Annotated in this window: 17 protein-coding genes; 12 read left to right on the top strand and 5 right to left on the bottom strand. The window is 69.3% G+C overall.

What is annotated here, in order from left to right; translation table 11 throughout:
* The first annotated feature begins 15 nt into the window (after positions 1 to 15).
* Positions 16 to 501, top strand: a complete 486-nt coding sequence (locus ACFWMR_RS27785; protein ID WP_093938026.1) for a polyadenylate-specific 3'-exoribonuclease AS — start codon at positions 16 to 18, stop codon at positions 499 to 501.
* A gap of 196 nt (positions 502 to 697) precedes the next feature.
* Here ACFWMR_RS27785 and ACFWMR_RS27780 read toward each other — a convergent pair whose 3' ends face one another.
* Positions 698 to 1,774 carry a 3-deoxy-7-phosphoheptulonate synthase gene (locus ACFWMR_RS27780; RefSeq protein WP_378380478.1) on the bottom strand — a complete coding sequence of 359 codons (1,077 nt, stop codon included), beginning with the start codon at positions 1,772 to 1,774 and terminating at the stop codon, positions 698 to 700.
* Between the two features lie 284 nt (positions 1,775 to 2,058).
* Here ACFWMR_RS27780 and ACFWMR_RS27775 point away from each other — a divergent pair, with 284 nt between their 5' ends.
* Together ACFWMR_RS27775 and ACFWMR_RS27770 are read left to right on the top strand one after the other, a co-directional pair.
* Positions 2,059 to 3,084 carry a 6-phosphofructokinase gene (locus tag ACFWMR_RS27775; protein WP_005164556.1) on the top strand — a complete coding sequence of 342 codons (1,026 nt, stop codon included), beginning with the start codon at positions 2,059 to 2,061 and terminating at the stop codon, positions 3,082 to 3,084.
* Positions 3,085 to 3,218: 134 nt separating this feature from the next.
* Positions 3,219 to 4,736, top strand: a complete 1,518-nt coding sequence (locus tag ACFWMR_RS27770; RefSeq protein WP_378380477.1) for an amidohydrolase family protein — start codon at positions 3,219 to 3,221, stop codon at positions 4,734 to 4,736.
* Here ACFWMR_RS27770 and ACFWMR_RS27765 read toward each other — a convergent pair.
* From ACFWMR_RS27765 to ACFWMR_RS27755, 3 genes are all read right to left on the bottom strand, one after another.
* Entirely contained in the window at positions 4,733 to 5,170 is a 438-nt protein-coding gene (locus ACFWMR_RS27765; RefSeq protein ID WP_378380476.1) for a VOC family protein, read from the bottom strand. The two genes, ACFWMR_RS27770 and ACFWMR_RS27765, sit on opposite strands and share 4 nt — an antisense overlap.
* Positions 5,171 to 5,311: 141 nt before the next feature.
* Complete coding sequence (locus ACFWMR_RS27760) at positions 5,312 to 6,754, bottom strand: aromatic amino acid ammonia-lyase (RefSeq protein ID WP_378380475.1); 1,443 nt, start codon at positions 6,752 to 6,754, stop codon at positions 5,312 to 5,314.
* 36 nt (positions 6,755 to 6,790) lie between these two features.
* A complete protein-coding gene (locus ACFWMR_RS27755) occupies positions 6,791 to 7,261 on the bottom strand; it encodes a group II truncated hemoglobin (protein ID WP_093938031.1) in 471 nt (156 codons plus the stop codon).
* 104 nt (positions 7,262 to 7,365) lie between these two features.
* Between ACFWMR_RS27755 and ACFWMR_RS27750 the strand changes: the two genes are divergently transcribed.
* Entirely contained in the window at positions 7,366 to 7,707 is a 342-nt protein-coding gene (locus ACFWMR_RS27750) for a winged helix-turn-helix transcriptional regulator (protein ID WP_378380474.1), read from the top strand.
* Here ACFWMR_RS27750 and ACFWMR_RS27745 read toward each other — a convergent pair.
* Positions 7,701 to 8,009: an ArsR/SmtB family transcription factor gene (locus tag ACFWMR_RS27745; RefSeq protein ID WP_005164545.1), complete on the bottom strand. Its 309-nt coding sequence runs from the start codon at positions 8,007 to 8,009 to the stop codon at positions 7,701 to 7,703. The two genes, ACFWMR_RS27750 and ACFWMR_RS27745, sit on opposite strands and share 7 nt — an antisense overlap.
* A 164-nt stretch (positions 8,010 to 8,173) precedes the next feature.
* Here ACFWMR_RS27745 and ACFWMR_RS27740 point away from each other — a divergent pair, with 164 nt between their 5' ends.
* From ACFWMR_RS27740 to ACFWMR_RS27705, 8 genes are all read left to right on the top strand, one after another.
* Entirely contained in the window at positions 8,174 to 9,394 is a 1,221-nt protein-coding gene (locus ACFWMR_RS27740) for a glycoside hydrolase family 18 protein (RefSeq protein WP_378380473.1), read from the top strand.
* Between the two features lie 92 nt (positions 9,395 to 9,486).
* Positions 9,487 to 10,152 (top strand): DUF2461 domain-containing protein, encoded by a 666-nt coding sequence (locus ACFWMR_RS27735; RefSeq protein WP_378277688.1) that lies wholly within the window; start codon positions 9,487 to 9,489, stop codon positions 10,150 to 10,152.
* 110 nt (positions 10,153 to 10,262) lie between these two features.
* Entirely contained in the window at positions 10,263 to 11,687 is a 1,425-nt protein-coding gene (gene pyk, locus ACFWMR_RS27730; RefSeq protein WP_007033718.1) for a pyruvate kinase, read from the top strand.
* Positions 11,688 to 11,855: 168 nt separating this feature from the next.
* The gene (locus tag ACFWMR_RS27725; protein ID WP_093938034.1) at positions 11,856 to 12,755 is read left to right on the top strand and encodes an acyl-CoA thioesterase; all 900 of its coding nucleotides are present in this window, start codon (positions 11,856 to 11,858) and stop codon (positions 12,753 to 12,755) included.
* Between the two features lie 456 nt (positions 12,756 to 13,211).
* Positions 13,212 to 14,099 carry a helix-turn-helix domain-containing protein gene (locus tag ACFWMR_RS27720; RefSeq protein WP_093938035.1) on the top strand — a complete coding sequence of 296 codons (888 nt, stop codon included), beginning with the start codon at positions 13,212 to 13,214 and terminating at the stop codon, positions 14,097 to 14,099.
* Between the two features lie 12 nt (positions 14,100 to 14,111).
* On the top strand, positions 14,112 to 14,321 hold the full coding sequence (locus ACFWMR_RS27715; protein WP_093938036.1) for a DUF397 domain-containing protein: 210 nt from the start codon (positions 14,112 to 14,114) through the stop codon (positions 14,319 to 14,321).
* A 160-nt stretch (positions 14,322 to 14,481) separates the two neighbouring features.
* Positions 14,482 to 14,694 carry a hypothetical protein gene (locus ACFWMR_RS27710; RefSeq protein ID WP_005166088.1) on the top strand — a complete coding sequence of 71 codons (213 nt, stop codon included), beginning with the start codon at positions 14,482 to 14,484 and terminating at the stop codon, positions 14,692 to 14,694.
* A 63-nt stretch (positions 14,695 to 14,757) separates the two neighbouring features.
* On the top strand, positions 14,758 to 17,784 hold the full coding sequence (locus tag ACFWMR_RS27705; protein WP_378380472.1) for a helix-turn-helix transcriptional regulator: 3,027 nt from the start codon (positions 14,758 to 14,760) through the stop codon (positions 17,782 to 17,784).
* Positions 17,785 to 17,847 lie beyond the last annotated feature (63 nt).

Here is a 17,847-nt window from a genome sequence, read left to right as displayed (position 1 = left end):
CACTAGGGTTCTGCGGTGCGCTTTTTCTACGACACCGAATTCATTGAGGACGGCGTGACCATCGATCTGGTGTCGATCGGTGTCGTGGACGAAAGAGGCCGCGAGTTCTACGCGGTCTCGACCGATTTCGATCCCGGCAAGGCCGGCCCCTGGGTCCGTGACAACGTGCTCCCGAAACTCCCGTCGCCCGCCGACCCGGCGTGGCGCAGCCGCGAGAAGATCCGCACGGATCTGCTCGAGTTCTTCGGCAAGCCGCCCGGCGGGATCGAACTGTGGGCCTGGTTCGCCGCCTATGACCACGTCGCGCTGGCGCAGCTGTGGGGGCCGATGCCCGCGCTGCCGCGGCAGCTGCCTCGCTTCACCCGTGACCTGCGGCAACGCTGGGAGGACGCGGGCAAGCCGAAGCTGCCGGCGGCCCCGGACGACCAGCACGACGCTCTGGCGGACGCGCGGCACAACTTCCAGCGGTGGGGGATCATCGAGTCCTACTGGCACCGGTAGGCCGCTCGGTCCGGATGTCATGAAAGGGTCGTTCAAGACGTTTTTCGTCCTGAACGACCCTTTCATGACACTCGTGGCAGGCCCCGGAACCGGACCCAGCCGCAGGACCCGCGAAGTGTCATGAGGGGTCCCCTTAGGACGGATTTCGTCCCATGGGGACCCCTCATGACACACACGCCGCCCGCGGGGAAGGAAGTCAGCGCCGCGAGTCGACAGCCTCCGCGAGGGTGTCCAGCAGCTCCGCGGTCGTGTCCCATCCCAGGCAAGCGTCCGTGATCGACTGCCCGTAAGTCAGTGATGCGGCCGAGCCCAGCGTCAGGTCCTGCCGCCCCGCCACCAGGAAGCTTTCCAGCATCAGCCCCGCGATGCCCCGCTCACCGGCACCGATCCGCCCGGCGAGTTCCCGCACCACCGCGGCCTGCCGCACGTGGTCCTTCGCGCTGTTGCCGTGGCTCGCGTCGATGATCACGCGCTCCGGCAGCCCTGACTTCGCCAGCCGCGCCAGCGTGTCGGCCACCGTCGCGGGGTCGTAGTTCGGACCGGCGGAGCTGCCGCGAAGGATCACGTGGCAGTCCTCGTTCCCCGCGGTGGTGATCAGCGCGGCGAGCCCGTCGGGGTTGATGCCGGCGAACACGTGGCTCGCCCCGGCCGCGCGGGTGGCGTCGACGGCCACCTGGACGTCGCCCTCGGTCGAGTTCTTGATCCCCACCGGCATCGACAGCGCGCTGCACAGCTGCCGGTGCACCTGGCTCGCCGCGGTCCGTGCGCCGACGGAACCCCAGGTCACGGTGTCGGAGATGAACTGCGGGGTGATCGGGTCGAGGAATTCGCAGCCGACCGGCAGGCCGAGCGCGGAGATGTCGAGCAGCAGTTTGCGCGCCATCCGGAGACCGTGGTTGACCTCGTAGGTGCCGTCGAGGCCCGGATCGTTGATCAGGCCCTTCCAGCCGAGCGTGGTCCGCGGCTTCTCGAAGTAGACGCGCATGACGATGTGCAGGTCGCGGCGGTGTTCTTCGGCCTTGGCGGCGAGGCGGCGGGCGTAGTCGAGCGCGGCGTCCGCGTCGTGCACCGAGCAGGGCCCGACGACGACGAGGAGCCGGTCGTCCCGGCCGTCGAGGATGTCGACGGCCGAGGCCCGCCCGGCTAGGACGGTATCGGCGGTTTCCGCCGTCATCGGATGTTCGTGCCGCAGCATCGCGGGCGACAGCAGCGGGTTGATGGCCGCCGTGCGGTGCCCGTCGAGGGCGATCAGGGTGTCAGCGGAGGGAGACATCGCGGGTCTGGTTCCTTTCGAAGGGATACCGACCCGCGGGAACTCGCCGAGCCGGTGTGAATTCCGGCTCGGGGTGGTCTGGTCAGCGCAGGTTCACGCCGCCGTGCCCACCCGGGGCCGACTTCGTAAACCAGAAATAGCGCTGCACGACGCCAAGCTAGCACATCGATCACGTGTACCGATTCCCGAGGTGGTCCGCCCTGCACCGATCCAGAGAACTGCCGCTACCCTGGCGTCGGGACATGTGACTGTCATCTCTACGGAACACAAGACGGAGGCTTCTGATGCGTGTCGGTGTGCTGACCGGCGGTGGGGACTGCCCGGGGCTCAACGCGGTGATCCGCGGTGTGGTGCGCAAGGGCATCGAGGTGCACGGCTGGGACATCGTCGGGTTCCGCAACGGCTGGAACGGTCCCCTCACCGGGGACAGCCGCCCGCTCGGCCTGAACGACGTCGAGGACATCCTCACCCGCGGTGGAACGATCCTGCGGTCGTCGCGGACCAACCCGTACAAGGTCGACGGCGGCGTCGACAAGATCAAGGCCGTGCTCGCCGAGCAGCAGGTCGACGCGCTGATCGCGATCGGCGGCGAGGACACCCTGGGGGTCGCGAAGCGGCTCACGGACGACGGCGTCGGCGTCGTCGGGGTGCCCAAGACGATCGACAACGACCTCGGCGCCACCGACTACACCTTCGGCTTCGACACGGCCGTCTCGATCGCCACCGAGGCCATCGACAGGCTGCACACCACGGCCGAATCGCACCACCGCGCCCTGGTCGTCGAGGTCATGGGGCGGCACGCGGGCTGGATCGCGCTGCACTCCGGTCTCGCCGGCGGCGCGAGCGTGATCCTGGTGCCGGAGCGGCACTTCAACGTCGACCAGGTCGTCTCCTGGGTCGAGCGTCGCTTCGAGAAGGAGTTCGCGCCGATCATCGTGGTCGCCGAGGGCGCGCTGCCCGAAGGCGGCGAGGAGAAGCTGCTGACCGGTGAGAAGGACGCCTTCGGGCACGTCCGGCTCGGCGGCATCGGCACCTGGCTGGCCGACGAGATCGCTGCCCGCACCGGCAAGGAGTCCCGCGCGGTCGTGCTCGGGCACGTCCAGCGAGGTGGCACGCCGACGGCGTACGACCGCGTGCTCGCCACCCGGTTCGGTCTCAACGCGGTCGACGCGGTGGCCGACGGCGATTTCGGCGTGATGGTGGCGCTGCGCGGCACGGACATCGTCCGCGTCAAGCTCTCCGAGGCGACCGCCGAGCTGAAGACCGTCCCGGCCGAGCGGTACGAAGAGGCCGAAGTCTTCTTCGGCTGAGCTGTGTTTCAGGAGAAGGCCCCTTACTTTGTGCTGTGCTCGGGTAAGGGGCCTTCCCATTCCTTGCGGCCCCGCCGTCGCGGCGAGTTGAATCGGCCACCCGGGGGATCTTGGGTGGAAGGGGCGGGATTCTCATGGTGGGTGCGGGATCGAGCAGGCGCGAGTTCTTGAAATGGCTCGCCGCGAGCGGGACCGGGGTGGCGCTCGCCGGACTGCTGCCCGGTACGGCCGCCGCGGCCACCGGCGAGATCGTCGTCATCTCCCAGGTCACGCTGATCGACGGCACGGGCGCGGCGCCGCGGCGCGACGTCTCGGTCGTGCTCGTCGGGGATCGGATCGCCTGGGTCGGCGGTTCCGGCCAGATCCCGGAAACCGGTGGCGCGCGGGTGATCGACGGCCGGGGCAAGTACCTCATCCCGGGCCTGTGGGACATGCACACCCACGGCCTGGACCTCGAAGAGATCATCCCGCCGCTGCATCTCGCGTACGGCGTCACGGGCGCCCGCGAGATGTGGGGCTACGCGGAGAACCGCGCGACCCGGGACAAGATCGAGCGCGGTGAGCTGCTCGGCCCGCGCGTCGTGCTGGGCAGCGGGATCGTGGACGGACCGGTCACCCTCCTGGAACCGCCGGTGCTCCAGGTGTCGACGGCGGCCGAGGCACGCGCTGCCGTCCGCGCGGAGAAGGCCGCGGGCGCCGAGTTCGTCAAGATCTACTCGTACCTCGGCCCCGACGAGGTGCGCGCGGTCGCGGACGAGAGCCGCGACCTGGGACTGCGGTTCTCCGGGCATTGGCCGTACAAGCTGTCCCATTTCGAGACGAGCGACCTCGGCCAGCACAGTTTCGAGCACTTCTTCGGCGTCTCCATCCACTGCTCGTCCCGGCGCGACGAGATCCTCGCCAGGCTGAAGGCGACGCCCTACGACCCGGCGGCGCCCCGTGCCTTCTTCAACCTGGCGCGGCAGCTGGAGTTCGAGTCGGTCTCCACCTACAGCCCCGGTGCCGCGCGAGCCTATTTCGGCAGGCTGCGGCGCAAAGGCACCTGGCATTCACCGACACTCACGATCAACCGGGTCGTCACGCAGCCCGCCGAGACCCACAAGCAGGATGCGCGGCTGAAGTACCTGCCCGCCGACATCCGGAAGAGCTGGGCCGTGGGCATCGAGCGGTTCGCGCCGAAGACCCCGGCGGAGATCGTCCTGCAGGAGCGGTACTACCAGGAGACGCTGCGCCTGGTCGGGGTCGCGCACCAAGCGGGCGTCGGGCTCATCGGCGGCACCGACTGCCTCAACCCGTACACCTTCCCCGGCAGCGGGCTGCACGAGGAGCTCGCCTTCCTGGTCGAGGCGGGACTTTCGCCGGTGCACGCGCTGAAGACGGTCACCGGCGACGCGGCGAAGTTCCTCGGCCGGGAGGCGACGTCGGGCACGATCGCGGCGGGGAAGGAAGCGGACCTCGTGCTGCTGGACGCGAACCCGGCCGCCGACATCCGCAACGTGTCGAAGATCGACCTGGTGATCACCCGCGGCCGCGTCCTCGACAAGACGGCGCGGCGCGGGATGCTCGACGCCGTCGAGACCGCCGCGAACCGGACCGCGCCCGCTTCGGCCACCCGGCTACGGTCGCTGGCCCGCCGGGGTTGCTGCTGCTAGCCGAGCTTTTCGGCCAGCTCGATGATGATCCCGTCGGGACCGCGGAGGTAGCAGAGCAGGTAGCTGCCCTCGAAGTCCACGATCTCGCCCACGAGCGTCGCGCCGTGCGGGCGCACGCGGTCGAGGGTGGCGTGGAGGTCGTCGACCTCGAAGGCGAGGTGGCGCAGGCCGCGCGTGTTGGCCGGAGCGCGCGAGTCGCCGGGGTGGGCCTCGGGGGTGAGGTACTGGATGAGTTCGAGCCGCCCGCCACCGCCGGGGACGCTCATCATCGCGATCTCCGATTTGGCCTTGTCGACCGCGGTGATGCGGTCCGCCAGCTCGCTTTCCATCGTCATCCGGCCCTCCGATTCGAAGCCGAGCTCGACGAAGAACTCGATGGCGGCCGTGAGGTCGCTGACGATGACGCCGACGTGGTCCATCCGCTTGATGCTCATGCTGTGGTCTCCTCGCTGTGGTGCTTCCGGCCCGGGGACGCCGCCGCTTCGCCATTCTCGACATCCTCTCTCGCGTTTCGTCCTCTGAATGCGGTGGTTCGCGTCGCCAACCACCGCATCCAGAGGACGAAACGCGAGGGGTCAGACGAGCGCGAGGGTGTCCAGAAGCGACACGGCCCGCGCGATGTCCTCGGTGAGCGGCCGGTCCTCGACGCTCGGGTCGAGCACGGCCGCGGCGGTCTCGTGGGCGTCCCGCGCGGGCAGCGCGACGAGCTCGGCCTTCCGCATCCGCAGCGCCCGGACGGCCGCGACCAGTTCGCACGCCAGCACCTGCTGGTACGCCGCCCCGGCCGCGGTCGCCGCCCGCGCGGCCTGCGTGGAGAAGCTCGCGTGGTCCTCGATCCCCCGTGAGACGACGGCGGTGCCGAGCGTCGCCGGGAGCGCGGCCTGCCGCAGTTCGGTGAGCGCGTCGTGCGCGACGTACTCCAGGATCATCACGCCCGAACTGCCCGACGGCCCGGCCGCGAGGAACGGCCGCAGCCCGGTGAACTCCGGCTCCACCAGGTCACCCAGCCGCGCCACCGACAGCTCGGCGACCTGGTGGACGGTCGCGCGCACCTGGTCGAGCGCGGTCGAGACGTATGCCGTGTGGAAGTGCGCGTGGTGGTAGGCGTCCTGATGCGCCGTCGAGATCATCGGATTCTCGGTACTGGCGTTGATCTCTACCGCGAGGACGTCGCGCAGGTAGTGGATCGCGTCCAGCGCGGGCCCCTGCACCTGCGGGAACGCCCGCAACCCGAACGGGTCCTGGATGCGCCTGCCCGGTTTGGGTGTGCCCTCCATCCCGAGCAGCCGCCGCATCTCCGCCGCGCACGCGACCTGCCCGGCGTGCGGACGCGCTTCGTGCACCGGAGTCGCGTACGCCTCCGGGTTCCCGTCGAGCGCGATGTACGTGAGCGCCGCGACGACGTGACTCGCCCGCGTCAAGGTGTCGAGCCGCATCGCCGCGAGGGTCGCTTCGGCCAGCGTCGCGGCGTTGCTGCTCATGAACGCGAGCGCGTCACCCGCCTGCACCGGCACCGGCGGCACGCTGCCCGAAAGCCACGGCCGCTCGCCGGTGAGGGCGAGCGCGGTCTCGGCGAGCGGCGCGAGGTCGCCGGTGCCGATCGCGCCGAGCCGGTGCACCAGCGGCAGCGCCCCGGTCCGCACCGCGGTGGCCAGCGCCCCGATCAGCTCGGGGCTGAGCCCGGCGCGCCCGGCCAGCAGCTGGTTGAGCCGGATCAGCATCATCGCCCTGGTCTGGCCGGGGGACATGACGTCGCCGCTGCCACCGGCGTGACTGCGCAGCAGCCGCAGCCCGTGATCCGGCGACTCGCCCTCGCCGACCGGGTCCTCCTTGTTGGCGCCGACGCCGGTGGTGCGGCCGTAGACGATCCGGCGCGTGCTCAGTTCCTCGGCGAGCTTCCACGCGCTTTCCGCGCCGCGCAGCGCGGCGATCGAGACGTCAATGCTCAGCGGTCCCTCGGTGCTCGCGGCGGTCACGACGTCCGCGCAGCGCAGGGTCCGGCCGTCCACCCGGATCACGGCGGCCTCCTTTCACGACCGCCCCACTATGACGCCTCAGCCGGCGGGCGGCTGCCAGGGCGGGCGGTTGCCCCAGTCCCACTTCGGCATCGGCTCTTCGACGGTGACCTCGCGACCGGGCCGCGAGAACATCACCGCGAGCCGGCTGCCCCATTCGACGTACGCGGCGAACGCGGAGCGGAACTCGGGATCGGCCGGGAGCCCGGCCTCGTCGGCGGCGTCGAAGAGCAGGTTCACCCAGCGGCGGCGCTGCTCCTCGGTGATGGCCCGGCCGAGATGCCGCCCGACCATGTGCCGGTGCCCGCCGTGCTCGCCGCTGTAGGTTTCCGGGCCGCCGAACACTTCGGCGAGCCAGATCGCGACGTGCTCGGGGTGGCCGGGATCCATGTTCCGGAAGACCGGCTCCAGCAACGGATCCTTGAGCACGTGGCCGTAGAAGACAGCGGTCAGCCGCCGCAGGGCGTCCAGCCCGCCCGCCCATTCGTACAACGTCGGCGTCTCGGTCACGTAATGTCCTCCCAGCGGCACTGTTCTCCAGGTCCGGCAAGGCAACCACCTCGGATCGCGCGGGACAACCGCTTACTTTTCGGTGCGTGCCAACGGGAGTGGCCATGAAGCGGTACCACTGCGCGGTCGAACTCGCCGTCGACGTGATCGGCGGCAAGTGGAAGCCGGTGATCCTGGCGCATCTGAAGGAAGGCGTGCACCGGTACGGCGAACTGCGGCGGCGGATGCCGGACGTCAGCGAGAAGATGCTGATCCAGCACCTGCGTGAACTGGAGGCGGACGGCCTCGTGCTCCGCGAGAGCCGGGAGGGCCGGGGGCCGCATGTCGCATACCGGCTCACCGAGGACGGCGACCGGTTACGCCCCGCACTCGAAGCGCTCTACGACTGGGGGACACGGCGCGCGGCCGAACGCGGCATCACGTTCGAGCCGTTACCTATTCACTGACTGTCGTCGTCCAGGTGCCGCTCGAGCGCGTCGATCCGGCCCTCCCAGAACCGGCGGTACGGCGCGAGCCAGGCGTCGACCTCCGCGAGCGGTTCCGGGCGGAGCCGGTAGCACCGGCGCTGGGCCGCGACGCGGACGGTGACCAGACCCGCCTCGCGTAGGACACGCAGGTGTTTCGATACGGCCGGTTGGCTCAATTCGAGGACCTCGACCAGCTCGTTGACCGACCGTTCGCCGTCGCGCAGGAGGTCGAGGATGGTCCTCCGCCGCGGCTCGGCGAGGATCTCGAAAGTCTGCATCATCCGGGAAATGTGCCTTGTGCGGCATATTTCCGTCAAGGAATGTTCGAAAATGTCCATCCGAAAGTCTTGGTCTGAACCATTGACGCAGTGGTCTAGTCCACTTAGCTTGTGCGTGTCCCGCCGCAGTCCTTTCGTCACCGATGGTGACGTCGAAGGGAGAACGCATGCCCCGTCTGAGCAGGATCACCGCGATCGTGGGTGCCGCGGCCGTCGCGCTGGGCGCGCTGGCCGTCGCCGCGCCGGCGCAGCAGGCGACCGCCGCTCCCGAGGCGACGGACGCCTCGGTCGGCAAGGTCCTCGGGTACTTCGCCGAATGGGGCGTCTACCAGCGGAACTATCACGTGAAGAACATCGACACTTCGGGTTCGGCGAGCAAGCTGACCCACATCAACTACTCGTTCGGCAACGTGACCGGCGGCGGCTGCGCCCTCGGTGACGCCGAGGCGGCGACCAGCAAGTTCTACGACGCCGCGGGCAGTGTCGACGGGGTGGCCGACAGCTGGGACAACGGCGCGCTGCGCGGGAACTTCAACCAGCTGAAGAAGCTCAAGGCCAAGTACCCGAACCTCAAGGTGCTGTGGTCCTTCGGCGGCTGGACCTGGTCCGGTGGCTTCGGCGAGGCGGCGAAGAACCCCGCCAAGTTCGCCGAGTCCTGCTACAACCTGGTCAACGACCCGCGCTGGGCCGGGGTCTTCGACGGTATCGACATCGACTGGGAGTACCCGAACGCCTGCGGGCTCTCCTGCGACACCAGTGGCGCGGCCGCGATCAAGGACCTCGCGCAGGCCCTGCGGGAGAAGTTCGGCTCGAAGCTGGTCACCGCCGCGATCACCGCGGACGGCACCGACGGCGGCAAGATCGACGCCGCGGACTACGGCGGCGCGTCGCAGTACTTCGACTGGTACAACGTCATGACCTACGACTACTTCGGCGCCTGGGCCGCGCAGGGACCGACGGCCCCGCACTCGCCGCTGAACGACTACGCGGGCATCCCGACCGCCGGCTTCCACTCCGACGCGGCGATCCAGAAGCTGAAGAGCAAGGGTGTCCCGGCGAGCAAGCTGCTGCTGGGCATCGGCTTCTACGGCCGCGGCTGGACCGGCGTCACCCAGGAAGCCCCGGGCGGCACCGCGACCGGCCCGGCCGCGGGCACCGAACCGGGGATCCAGGATTACAAGGTCCTGAAGACCACCTGTCCGGCCACCGGCACCGTGGCGGGCACCGCGTACGCCAAGTGCGGCAGCGACTGGTGGAGCTACGACACCCCGGCGACCATCGGAGGAAAGGTCACCTACGCCAAGAACCAGGGTCTCGGCGGCGCGTTCTTCTGGGAGCTCTCCGGTGACACGGCCGACGGCGAGCTGATCACCGCCCTGGCCAAGTAACCTCCTCAGTACATGAAGGCCCCCTTCCTTGCGCCTAGGTACAGGAAGGGGGCCTTCATGTACTTGTCGGTGGTGAGGATTAACGTCACCGCATGGGTTTCGAGGGTTTCGGCGAGTACGCGATCGACTTCTACGACGGTCTCGAGGCCGACAACTCCAAGTCCTACTGGGACGCGAACCTCGCCACCTACAAGGCCGACGTCCGCGCGCCGATGGAGGCGCTGCTCGCGGAGCTGGTCCCGGAGTTCGGCGACGGCTTCGGCGAGGGGAAGGTCTTCCGCCCGTACCGCGACGTCCGGTTCGCCAAGGACAAGACGCCGTACAAGACCCACTGCGGCGCCGTGATCGAGCAGGGCCGGGGCGGTGGCGCGTACTACGTCGAGGTCGGCCCGGCCGGGCTGCGCGTCGGCGGTGGTGGCTTCCACTTCGAGTCCGATCAGCTTGCCCGCTTCCGCCGAGCCGTCGACACCGAAGTGCACGGCACCGAACTGGCCAAGATCCTCGCGAAACTGGAGAAGGCGGGCTGGGAGGTCAAGGGGGACAGGCTCAAGTCGAAGCCGCGCGGGTTCGCGGAAGACCACCCGCGCATCGACCTGCTGAAGTACCGCTCCGTGTACGCGGTCCGCGGCTGGGAGCCGGACGACGTCCTGCACGAACGAGGCGCGTTCGACCGGGTGCGGAAGTCGTGGCGGCAACTGCGGGTGTTCAACGAATGGGTCCGGGACCGCGTCGGACCGAGCGAGAAGCCGCGCCGATAACCACCGAACTTGGTTCGCCGGTTGTCCAGCTCCCAGGTCAACTGACACTTTTCTTGAACTTTCGGTATCGGTAAAGACGTACGTCCGATGAGGGACTACGCTGTGCGAACGTGAGCCGACGCGCGAAGATCGTTTGTACCCTGGGCCCCGCGACCGCTACGCCGGAGAAGATGCGGCAACTCGTCGACGCCGGGATGGACGTCGCGAGGATGAACTTCAGCCACGGGACGCACAGCGACCACAAGCAGGTCTACGACCTCATCCGCACCGCCGCCGCCGAATCCGGCCGCGCGGTGGGCATCCTCGCCGACCTCCAGGGGCCGAAGATCCGTCTCGGCACCTTCGCGGGCGGCCCGGTCGAGTGGCACAACGGCGACATCGTGCGCATCACCGTCGAGGACGTCGCGGGTACGCACGACCGCGTCTCGACCACCTACAAGGGACTCGCCGACGACGCGAAGCCCGGCGACCGTCTCCTCGTGGACGACGGCAAGGTCGGCCTCGTGGTCAAGCAGGTCGAGGGCCCGGACGTCGTCTGCGAGGTCACCGAAGGCGGCCCCGTCAGCAACAACAAGGGCGTGTCCCTTCCGGGTATGGACGTCTCCGTGCCGGCACTGTCCGAAAAGGACATCGAAGACCTCGAGTTCGCGCTCGAACTCGGCGTGGACTTCATCGCGCTGTCGTTCGTCCGCTCGCCGGCCGACATCGACCTGGTCCACCAGGTGATGGACCGCGTCGGCAAGGGCCGCCTCCCCGTGGTCGCGAAGATCGAGAAGCCCGAAGCGGTCTACAACCTCGAAGCCATCGTGCTGGCCTTCGACGCGGTGATGATCGCCCGCGGTGACCTGGGTGTCGAACTCCCGCTGGAGCAGGTCCCGCTGGTGCAGAAGCGCACCATCCAGATCGCCCGCGAGAACGCGAAGCCGGTCATCGTCGCGACGCAGATGCTCGAATCGATGATCAACAGCTCCCGCCCGACCCGCGCGGAGGCCTCGGACGTCGCCAACGCGGTGCTCGACGGCGCGGACGCCCTCATGCTCTCGGGCGAGACCAGCGTCGGCCGCTACGCCATCGACGTGGTCAAGACCATGGGCCGGATCATCGAGGCCGTCGAGACCGACTCGCCGGTCGTGCCGCCGCTGTCGCACGTCCCGCGCACCAAGCGCGGCGTCATCTCCTACGCGGCCCGTGACATCGGCGAGCGGCTGAACGCCAAGGCCCTGGTCGCCTTCACCCAGTCCGGTGACACCGTCCGGCGGCTCGCGCGGCTGCACACGCGGCTGCCGCTGCTGGCGTTCACCCCGGAGGAGAGTGTCCGCAGTCAGCTCGCGATGACCTGGGGCACCACGACGCGGATCGTGCCGAAGGTGGGCTCCACCGACCAGATGATCCAGCAGGTCGACCACGCGATGCTCGAAATGGGCAAGTACGCCAAGGGTGACCTGGTGGTCATCGTCGCCGGCTCCCCGCCCGGGACCGTGGGCTCGACCAACCTCATCCGGGTGCACCGCCTGGGCGAGGACGACCACGCCTGACGCTGGTCTCTGAGCGCGTGTCATGAGGGGTCCCCTTAAGACGTTTTTCGTCCTAAGGGGACCCCTCATGACGTTTCGCGGGCCGGAGAACGTCCCGAAGGTGGCCTTCGCGACAAACGTCCCGCCTCACGGAGGCCCAAAGCACCCTTACGGCCTAAAGTTCAGGTCATGACTGAGATGGCCAGGGAAGCCGCGGCCGGTTTCGACAGCACCGGCGGCGTCGGCGGTCAGCCGGTGCTCGACAAGCTGGTCGCCCTGCTGGACTTGGAGAAGATCGAGGAGAACATCTTCCGCGGCGTCTCACCGGCGCATTCGCCGGTGCGGGTGTTCGGCGGGCAGGTCGCGGGGCAGGCGCTGGTCGCCGCCGGCCGCACCGTGCCCGAGGAGCGGAAGGTCCACTCGCTGCACGCGTACTTCATCCGCGGCGGCGACCCGAGCGTCCCGATCGTCTACGAGGTCGACCGCATCCGCGACGGCCGCTCGTTCACCACCCGCCGCGTCGTGGGCATCCAGCACGGCAAGGCGATCTTCTCCCTGTCCGCGTCGTTCCAGAAGGACGAGGGCGGCATCGAGCACTCCGAGGGCATGCCGGACGTCCCGGAGCCCGAGTCGCTCCCGACATTGCAGGAGCGGGCCGAGGGCTACTTCATCGGTCACCACGACCGGCCGCGCCCGATCGACCTGCGCTACGTCAACGACCCGCCGTGGGTGACCCGGAAATCCGGCGAGCTCCCCGCCCGAAACCAGGTCTGGATGCGGGCCGACGGCAAGCTCCCGGATCAGCAGCTGCTGCACGTCTGCGTCCTGACCTACGCCTCCGACATGACACTCCTGGACTCGGTCCTCGCCCGCCACGGCGTCTACTGGGATCTCGACAAGGTGATCGGCGCGAGCCTCGACCACGCGCTCTGGTTCCACCGCCCGTTCCGGGCCGACGAGTGGTTCCTCTACGACAGCGCGTCCCCGACGGCGTCGGGTGCCCGCGGTCTGGCCACCGGCCGGTTCTTCGCCGCGGACGGAACGCACATCGCCACCGTTGTGCAGGAAGGCCTTCTTCGGGTGGTGTGAACGGTGACGTTCCGCATCCGAGAACCGTCTTGTCCACCCTTTAGAGGGAATGGTGAAACGCAATAACATCTGGGACCAGAGTATTGCGGAATAGTCGCGGATAAAGGGAGGGCCGGAACCGATCGGGGGACGGCTCCGGCCCTGCACCGGGGGTGAATCCGGCTCGACAGGTATCCTCACGAATGCCTATCGGTGCAGCTCGCGGCCCCGCGCCCGTGCCGCGAGCGGATCCGCCACCGCCGATGAAGGCGGGCGTACCGCGTTGCACAAAGCTCAACCTACAACGGCAATCTGCAAATTGCAGGATGAAAATCGGACGTGTCGGAAAATGGTCGTGTGACCATCTCACCGAATGTGTCTCGGGCTGGTTAGATGTGCTTCGGCGGGGTAACTGAACACTGTTCTCCTCGCCGCGTCGTGATCGGTGTTGCTCGGACAGCTTGTGGAGGTGCCGTGATGACGAGGGGTCAAGGACCCACCGTGCGCCGCCGTCGGCTGGCGAGCGAGCTGAGGCGGTTGCGCGAGGCGGCCGACCTCACCATCGACGAGGTGAGCGAGAAACTCGAATGCTCGGCGTCGAAGGTCAGTCGCATCGAGACCGGGCACGTCGGGGTCACCCCGCGCGACGCGCGCGACATGCTCGAGCTGTACGGCATCGCGGGAGACGAGCAGGAAGCGCTCGTCCAGCTGGCCAGGGAAGCCCGCAAACGCGGCTGGTGGCACGCGTATAACGAGGTGTTCACCGGCACCTTCGTCGGCCTGGAAGCGGACGCGAGTTCGTTGCGGGCCTTCCAGGCGCTGCTCGTGCCGGGCCTGCTGCAGACAGAGCGCTACGCCAGGGCCGTGATCAGGGCGATGCGGCCCGACGCCGAAGAGGCCGAGATCCGGCGCCGGGTGGCGGCGCGGATGGCGCGGCAGGAGCTGCTGACCGACCCCTCGCCCCCGGAGTACTGGGCCGTGATGGACGAGGCGGTCCTGCATCGCACGGTCGACGGGGCCGAGGTGATGGCGGAGCAGCTGTACCGGATGGTCACCATGGCGGCGAGGGCGAACGTGACCGTCCAGATCGTGCCGTTCGGCGCGGGTGCCCATCCCGGGATGGAGGGTCCGTTCCTCATCATGGGCTTCCCCGAACTGGCCGACACCGACGTGGTCTACGTCGACAGCACCTCCAGCGGGCTCTACCTGGAGGAACCCCCGGACGTCCGGCGATACGCGTTGATGTTCGACCATCTCCGTGCCGCCGCGTTGAAACCGGACGACTCGGTCGAGTTGATCGCCGAGGCAGCCGGGAGGTTCGCCGAACAGGCGGCCCTGCCGGAGAAAGTCCCCGGAAACGAGTAAGGAGTGGGGAGCATGACGCCCAACGATGATCTTTCCCAGGCCCGGTGGTTCAAGAGCAGCCACAGTGGCGGCGGCAACGACTGCGTCGAGGTCGCCTTCACCGGTTCCGGTGCCGCCCTGAGGGACTCCAAGGACCCCGAGGGTGGTGCCTTCCGTCTGTCGCCGAACGCTTGGCGGGGGCTGCTCGGCGCGGTGCGCCCGAGTGGCCCGGCTCACGCCTAGACACGCTGAAACTCGACCCCTTACGCCCCCCGAGCAGGGGATGGGCCGGCGTAAGGGGTCGAATCACGTCCGGGTGTAGGCGATCACCCGATGCCTCAGGGCACCCCTCAGGACGAATCTCATCACTACCAACAAGGCAGTGAGTTCCTAAGGGGAAACGATGAACACGAACGACGCTCTTCTCACCGGTGTACTGGCCGAGGTCGAGTACCGCCGCGAGGAGCTGCAGCGAGCCGGCCGCAGCGTATGGGTCGACAGGGCCCGCCGGGCGGGGAGGCGGATCCGCGCCCAGCGCACCGCCGTCCAGGTGCCCGCCCAGCAGCGCCGCGAGGCCGGACAGGTGCCCGCCCGCAGCGGCGAGATCACCCGGTAGAGGTCGAGTGCGATGAAGCTCTCGGCGAAAACCCAGGCGAAGTTGTCGGTCCGGTAGGCAAGAATGCACCTCGTGCCCCGTCTTGGCTCCGGTATCCCGATCGTCGCCCGCACTCAGGAGATGCGGCAGCTCCGTGCCGCCTTCGCCCGTGCCGAACGGGCCGAGGCCGGCGCGGTGCTGCTCTCCGGTGACGCCGGCGTCGGCAAGACCCGCCTCCTGACCGCGCTCGGCGAGTTCACCGCCGGCGCGGGCGCCCTGGTGCTGACAGGGCGCTGTATCGACGTCCATGAGGGCGGTCTTCCTTATCTTCCGTTCGCCGAGGCCCTCGCGCCGCTGGCGACGACGTCCGATCCCGCGGTCACCGCCGCGGTCCGGGCCCGGCCGGCGCTGGGCAGGCTGCTCCCGCAGATGCAGCAGGCGGAGGAGTACCCCGCCATCGAAGACGGTCAGCTCACCGCGAGCGAACAGGTGTCGACGCAACGGCTCGGGCCCGAACAGGACCTCGGCCAGCTCCAGCTGTTCGACGCGGTACTGGGGGTGCTGACCGTCATCGCGCAGCGCCGGCCGGTGGTGATCCTGCTGGAGGACCTGCACTGGGCCGACGGCTCCACCCGGAACCTGCTGTCCTTCCTGCTGACGAGGCTGCGCACCCAGCGGTTGCTGGTGGTGGCGAGCTATCGCGAGGAGGACGTCCACCGGCGGCATCCGCTGCGCGCGCTGCTGTCGGAGGTGGTGCGGCTCGGGGCGGTCGAACGCGTCGAGGTCAAGCCGTTCGGCGCGGAGGACGCGCGCGCGTTCGTCGAGGCGCTGGCCGACGAGCCGATCGGCCAGGACATGATCGCCGACATCGTCTCCCGGTCCGAGGGCAATCCGTTCTTCGTCGAGGAGCTGCTCGCGTCCGCGAAGGACTGCCGCGAGCTCCCCGCCGGGCTTGCGGAAGTGCTTCTCGCCCGGGTGGAACAGCTTTCGCCGATCACACGCCGGATCCTGCGCGTGGTCTCGGTCGCCAAGGACTCGGTGGCGCACGCCGCGCTCGCCGAGATCTCCGGGCTGGACGAGCTCGAACTCGACGAGGCACTGCGCGAGGCGGTGCAGCATCACGTCCTGGTGATCGAGAACGGTTTCTACACTTTCCGCCACGCGCTGCTGCAAGAAGCGGTCTACGGGGACCTGTTGCCGGGGGAGCGCGTCCGCATGCACGCCGCCTACGCGACGCGGATCCGCACCAGGACGCAAGGCCGCGGTCAGGACGCGCGGCTCGCGCACCACAGCCTGGAGAGCAAGGACTTCGTCACCGCGCTGGCCGCGTTGCTGCGCGCGATGGACGAGGCCGAGAAGCTGGGCGCGCCGGGGTCCGCGCTGCGGCATGTCGAGCAGGCACTGTCCATCTGGGACGCCGTGCCCGCGGCGGACCGGCCGCCGGACGTCGACGAACTCCGGCTGCTGCACGAGGCATCGTACTTCGCGAGCACGTCGGGAGAGCCGGAGCGGGCGGTGGCTTACTCGCGGTCCGCGACCGAGGCACTCGGCCCGGAAACGGGCAGCGAACGGGCCGCGAAGGTCTGGCGGCGCCACGCGGAGGCCCTGCTTTCGGTCGAAGGCACGCTGGACGAGGTCGTCGAGGCGATCGACAAGGCCTGGGAACTGGTCGAACACACCGACGCGAGTTCCGCGCGGGCCTGGGTACTCGCCACCCGCGCCGGGATCCTGCGGCTGATCGACAGGCACGAAGAGGCGCTGCAGTGCGCGCTGGCCGCGGTCGCCGACGCCAGGGCCGTCGGTGCGGGCGGGGCGGAAGCGGCCGCGCTGGTGTCGCTCGGGACGCTGGCCGATTCGGCGGGCGACATCGAAGAGGCGCGGGAGCGGCTGCGCCAGGCCGAGCGGAAGGCCAGGGATTCCGGCGCCCTCAACGGCGAACTGCGGGCTCTGCACTTCCTCGGGCTGAGCTACGACGACAGGGCCGAGATCCACTCCGCGCTGAAGTACTACGCCAAGGGCATCGACAGGGCCAAGGAAACCGGGCTGACCTGGAGTTCGTTCGGGATCGAGCTGCGGACCAAGCACCTCATGCTGCGGTTCGTCAGCGGTGACTGGCCGGACGACGACGACGCGGGCCGCGCGGGTCGCGGCGTTTCGAGTCTCGTCGCCGGGCGGTTCCTGGGGATCTGGGCGCAGTTCGTCGTCGCCCGCGGCCGGTTCGCGGACGCGGACAAGATCCTGCCCAGCCTGCGGCAGCACTGGAAGGCCGACTACTCGATCGCGCTCGCGTCGGGGGACGCCGCCATCCAGCTCGCGTCGTGGCGAGGGGACCACGCGGGCGCGGTGCGGCAGGCGAGCGAGCTGATCGACTGGCTCGAAGAGGTCGAGCCCGCGGTTCTCGGCGGGATCCGGATCAGCGTGCACGGCCTCGCGGCCGCCGTCGCGCAGGCGGCCGAAGCCAGGGTGCGCGGGGATCTGGCGACGGCCGAGGCCGCCGTGGCGGCGGGCGAGAAACTGCTCGCCCACGGACGCCATTGCGCCGAACACGGCATCCCGCGGTCGGTGTCACTGGGGCCGGAAGCGCTGGCGTGGCTCGCCCGGCTGGAAGCGCTCGGCGGTTGCCTGCGCGGCGCGGGCGATCCGGCGTTGTGGGCCAAGGCTGTCGACGCGTTCGGGTACGGCGCGGTGTACGAGCAGGCCATGTGCCGCTTGCAGCACGCGAAGTCCTTGCTGGCTTCGGACGGCGACACCGCGCTCGCCGCGTCGGAGCTGCTGGCCGCGCACGAGGTGGCCGATCGACTGGGCGCGTGTCCGCTGCGTGAAGCCGTCCGGGAACTCGGTCACCGGGCGCGTGTCGAGCTTCCCGGTGAGCCCGCCGCCCCGCGCCGGGACGTCGTCGACCCGCTCACCGACCGCGAACGGGACGTGCTGGAGCGGGTCGCGCTCGGCCGGACCAACCGGCAGGTCGGCGAAGAGCTGTACATCAGCGAGAAGACGGTGAGTGTCCATCTTTCGCGCGTGATGGCGAAACTCGGCGCGAGCCGCCGGGCCGAAGCCGTCGCGATCGCTTACGACCGGGGCCTGCTGGCCGCCCCGACCTCATCCTCGTGAGTGGTAAGTGTCGTTCTAGCGGACCTGTATTTACCTACCCCACTGGTGTGATCGGCGGTGGTG

Origin of the sequence: Amycolatopsis thailandensis (assembly GCF_042723255.1) — a bacterium.
Taxonomy (GTDB): domain Bacteria; phylum Actinomycetota; class Actinomycetes; order Mycobacteriales; family Pseudonocardiaceae; genus Amycolatopsis; species Amycolatopsis thailandensis.
Note: the sequence above shows the minus strand (reverse complement) of the source record. Positions and strands in the feature narration are given on the sequence as shown.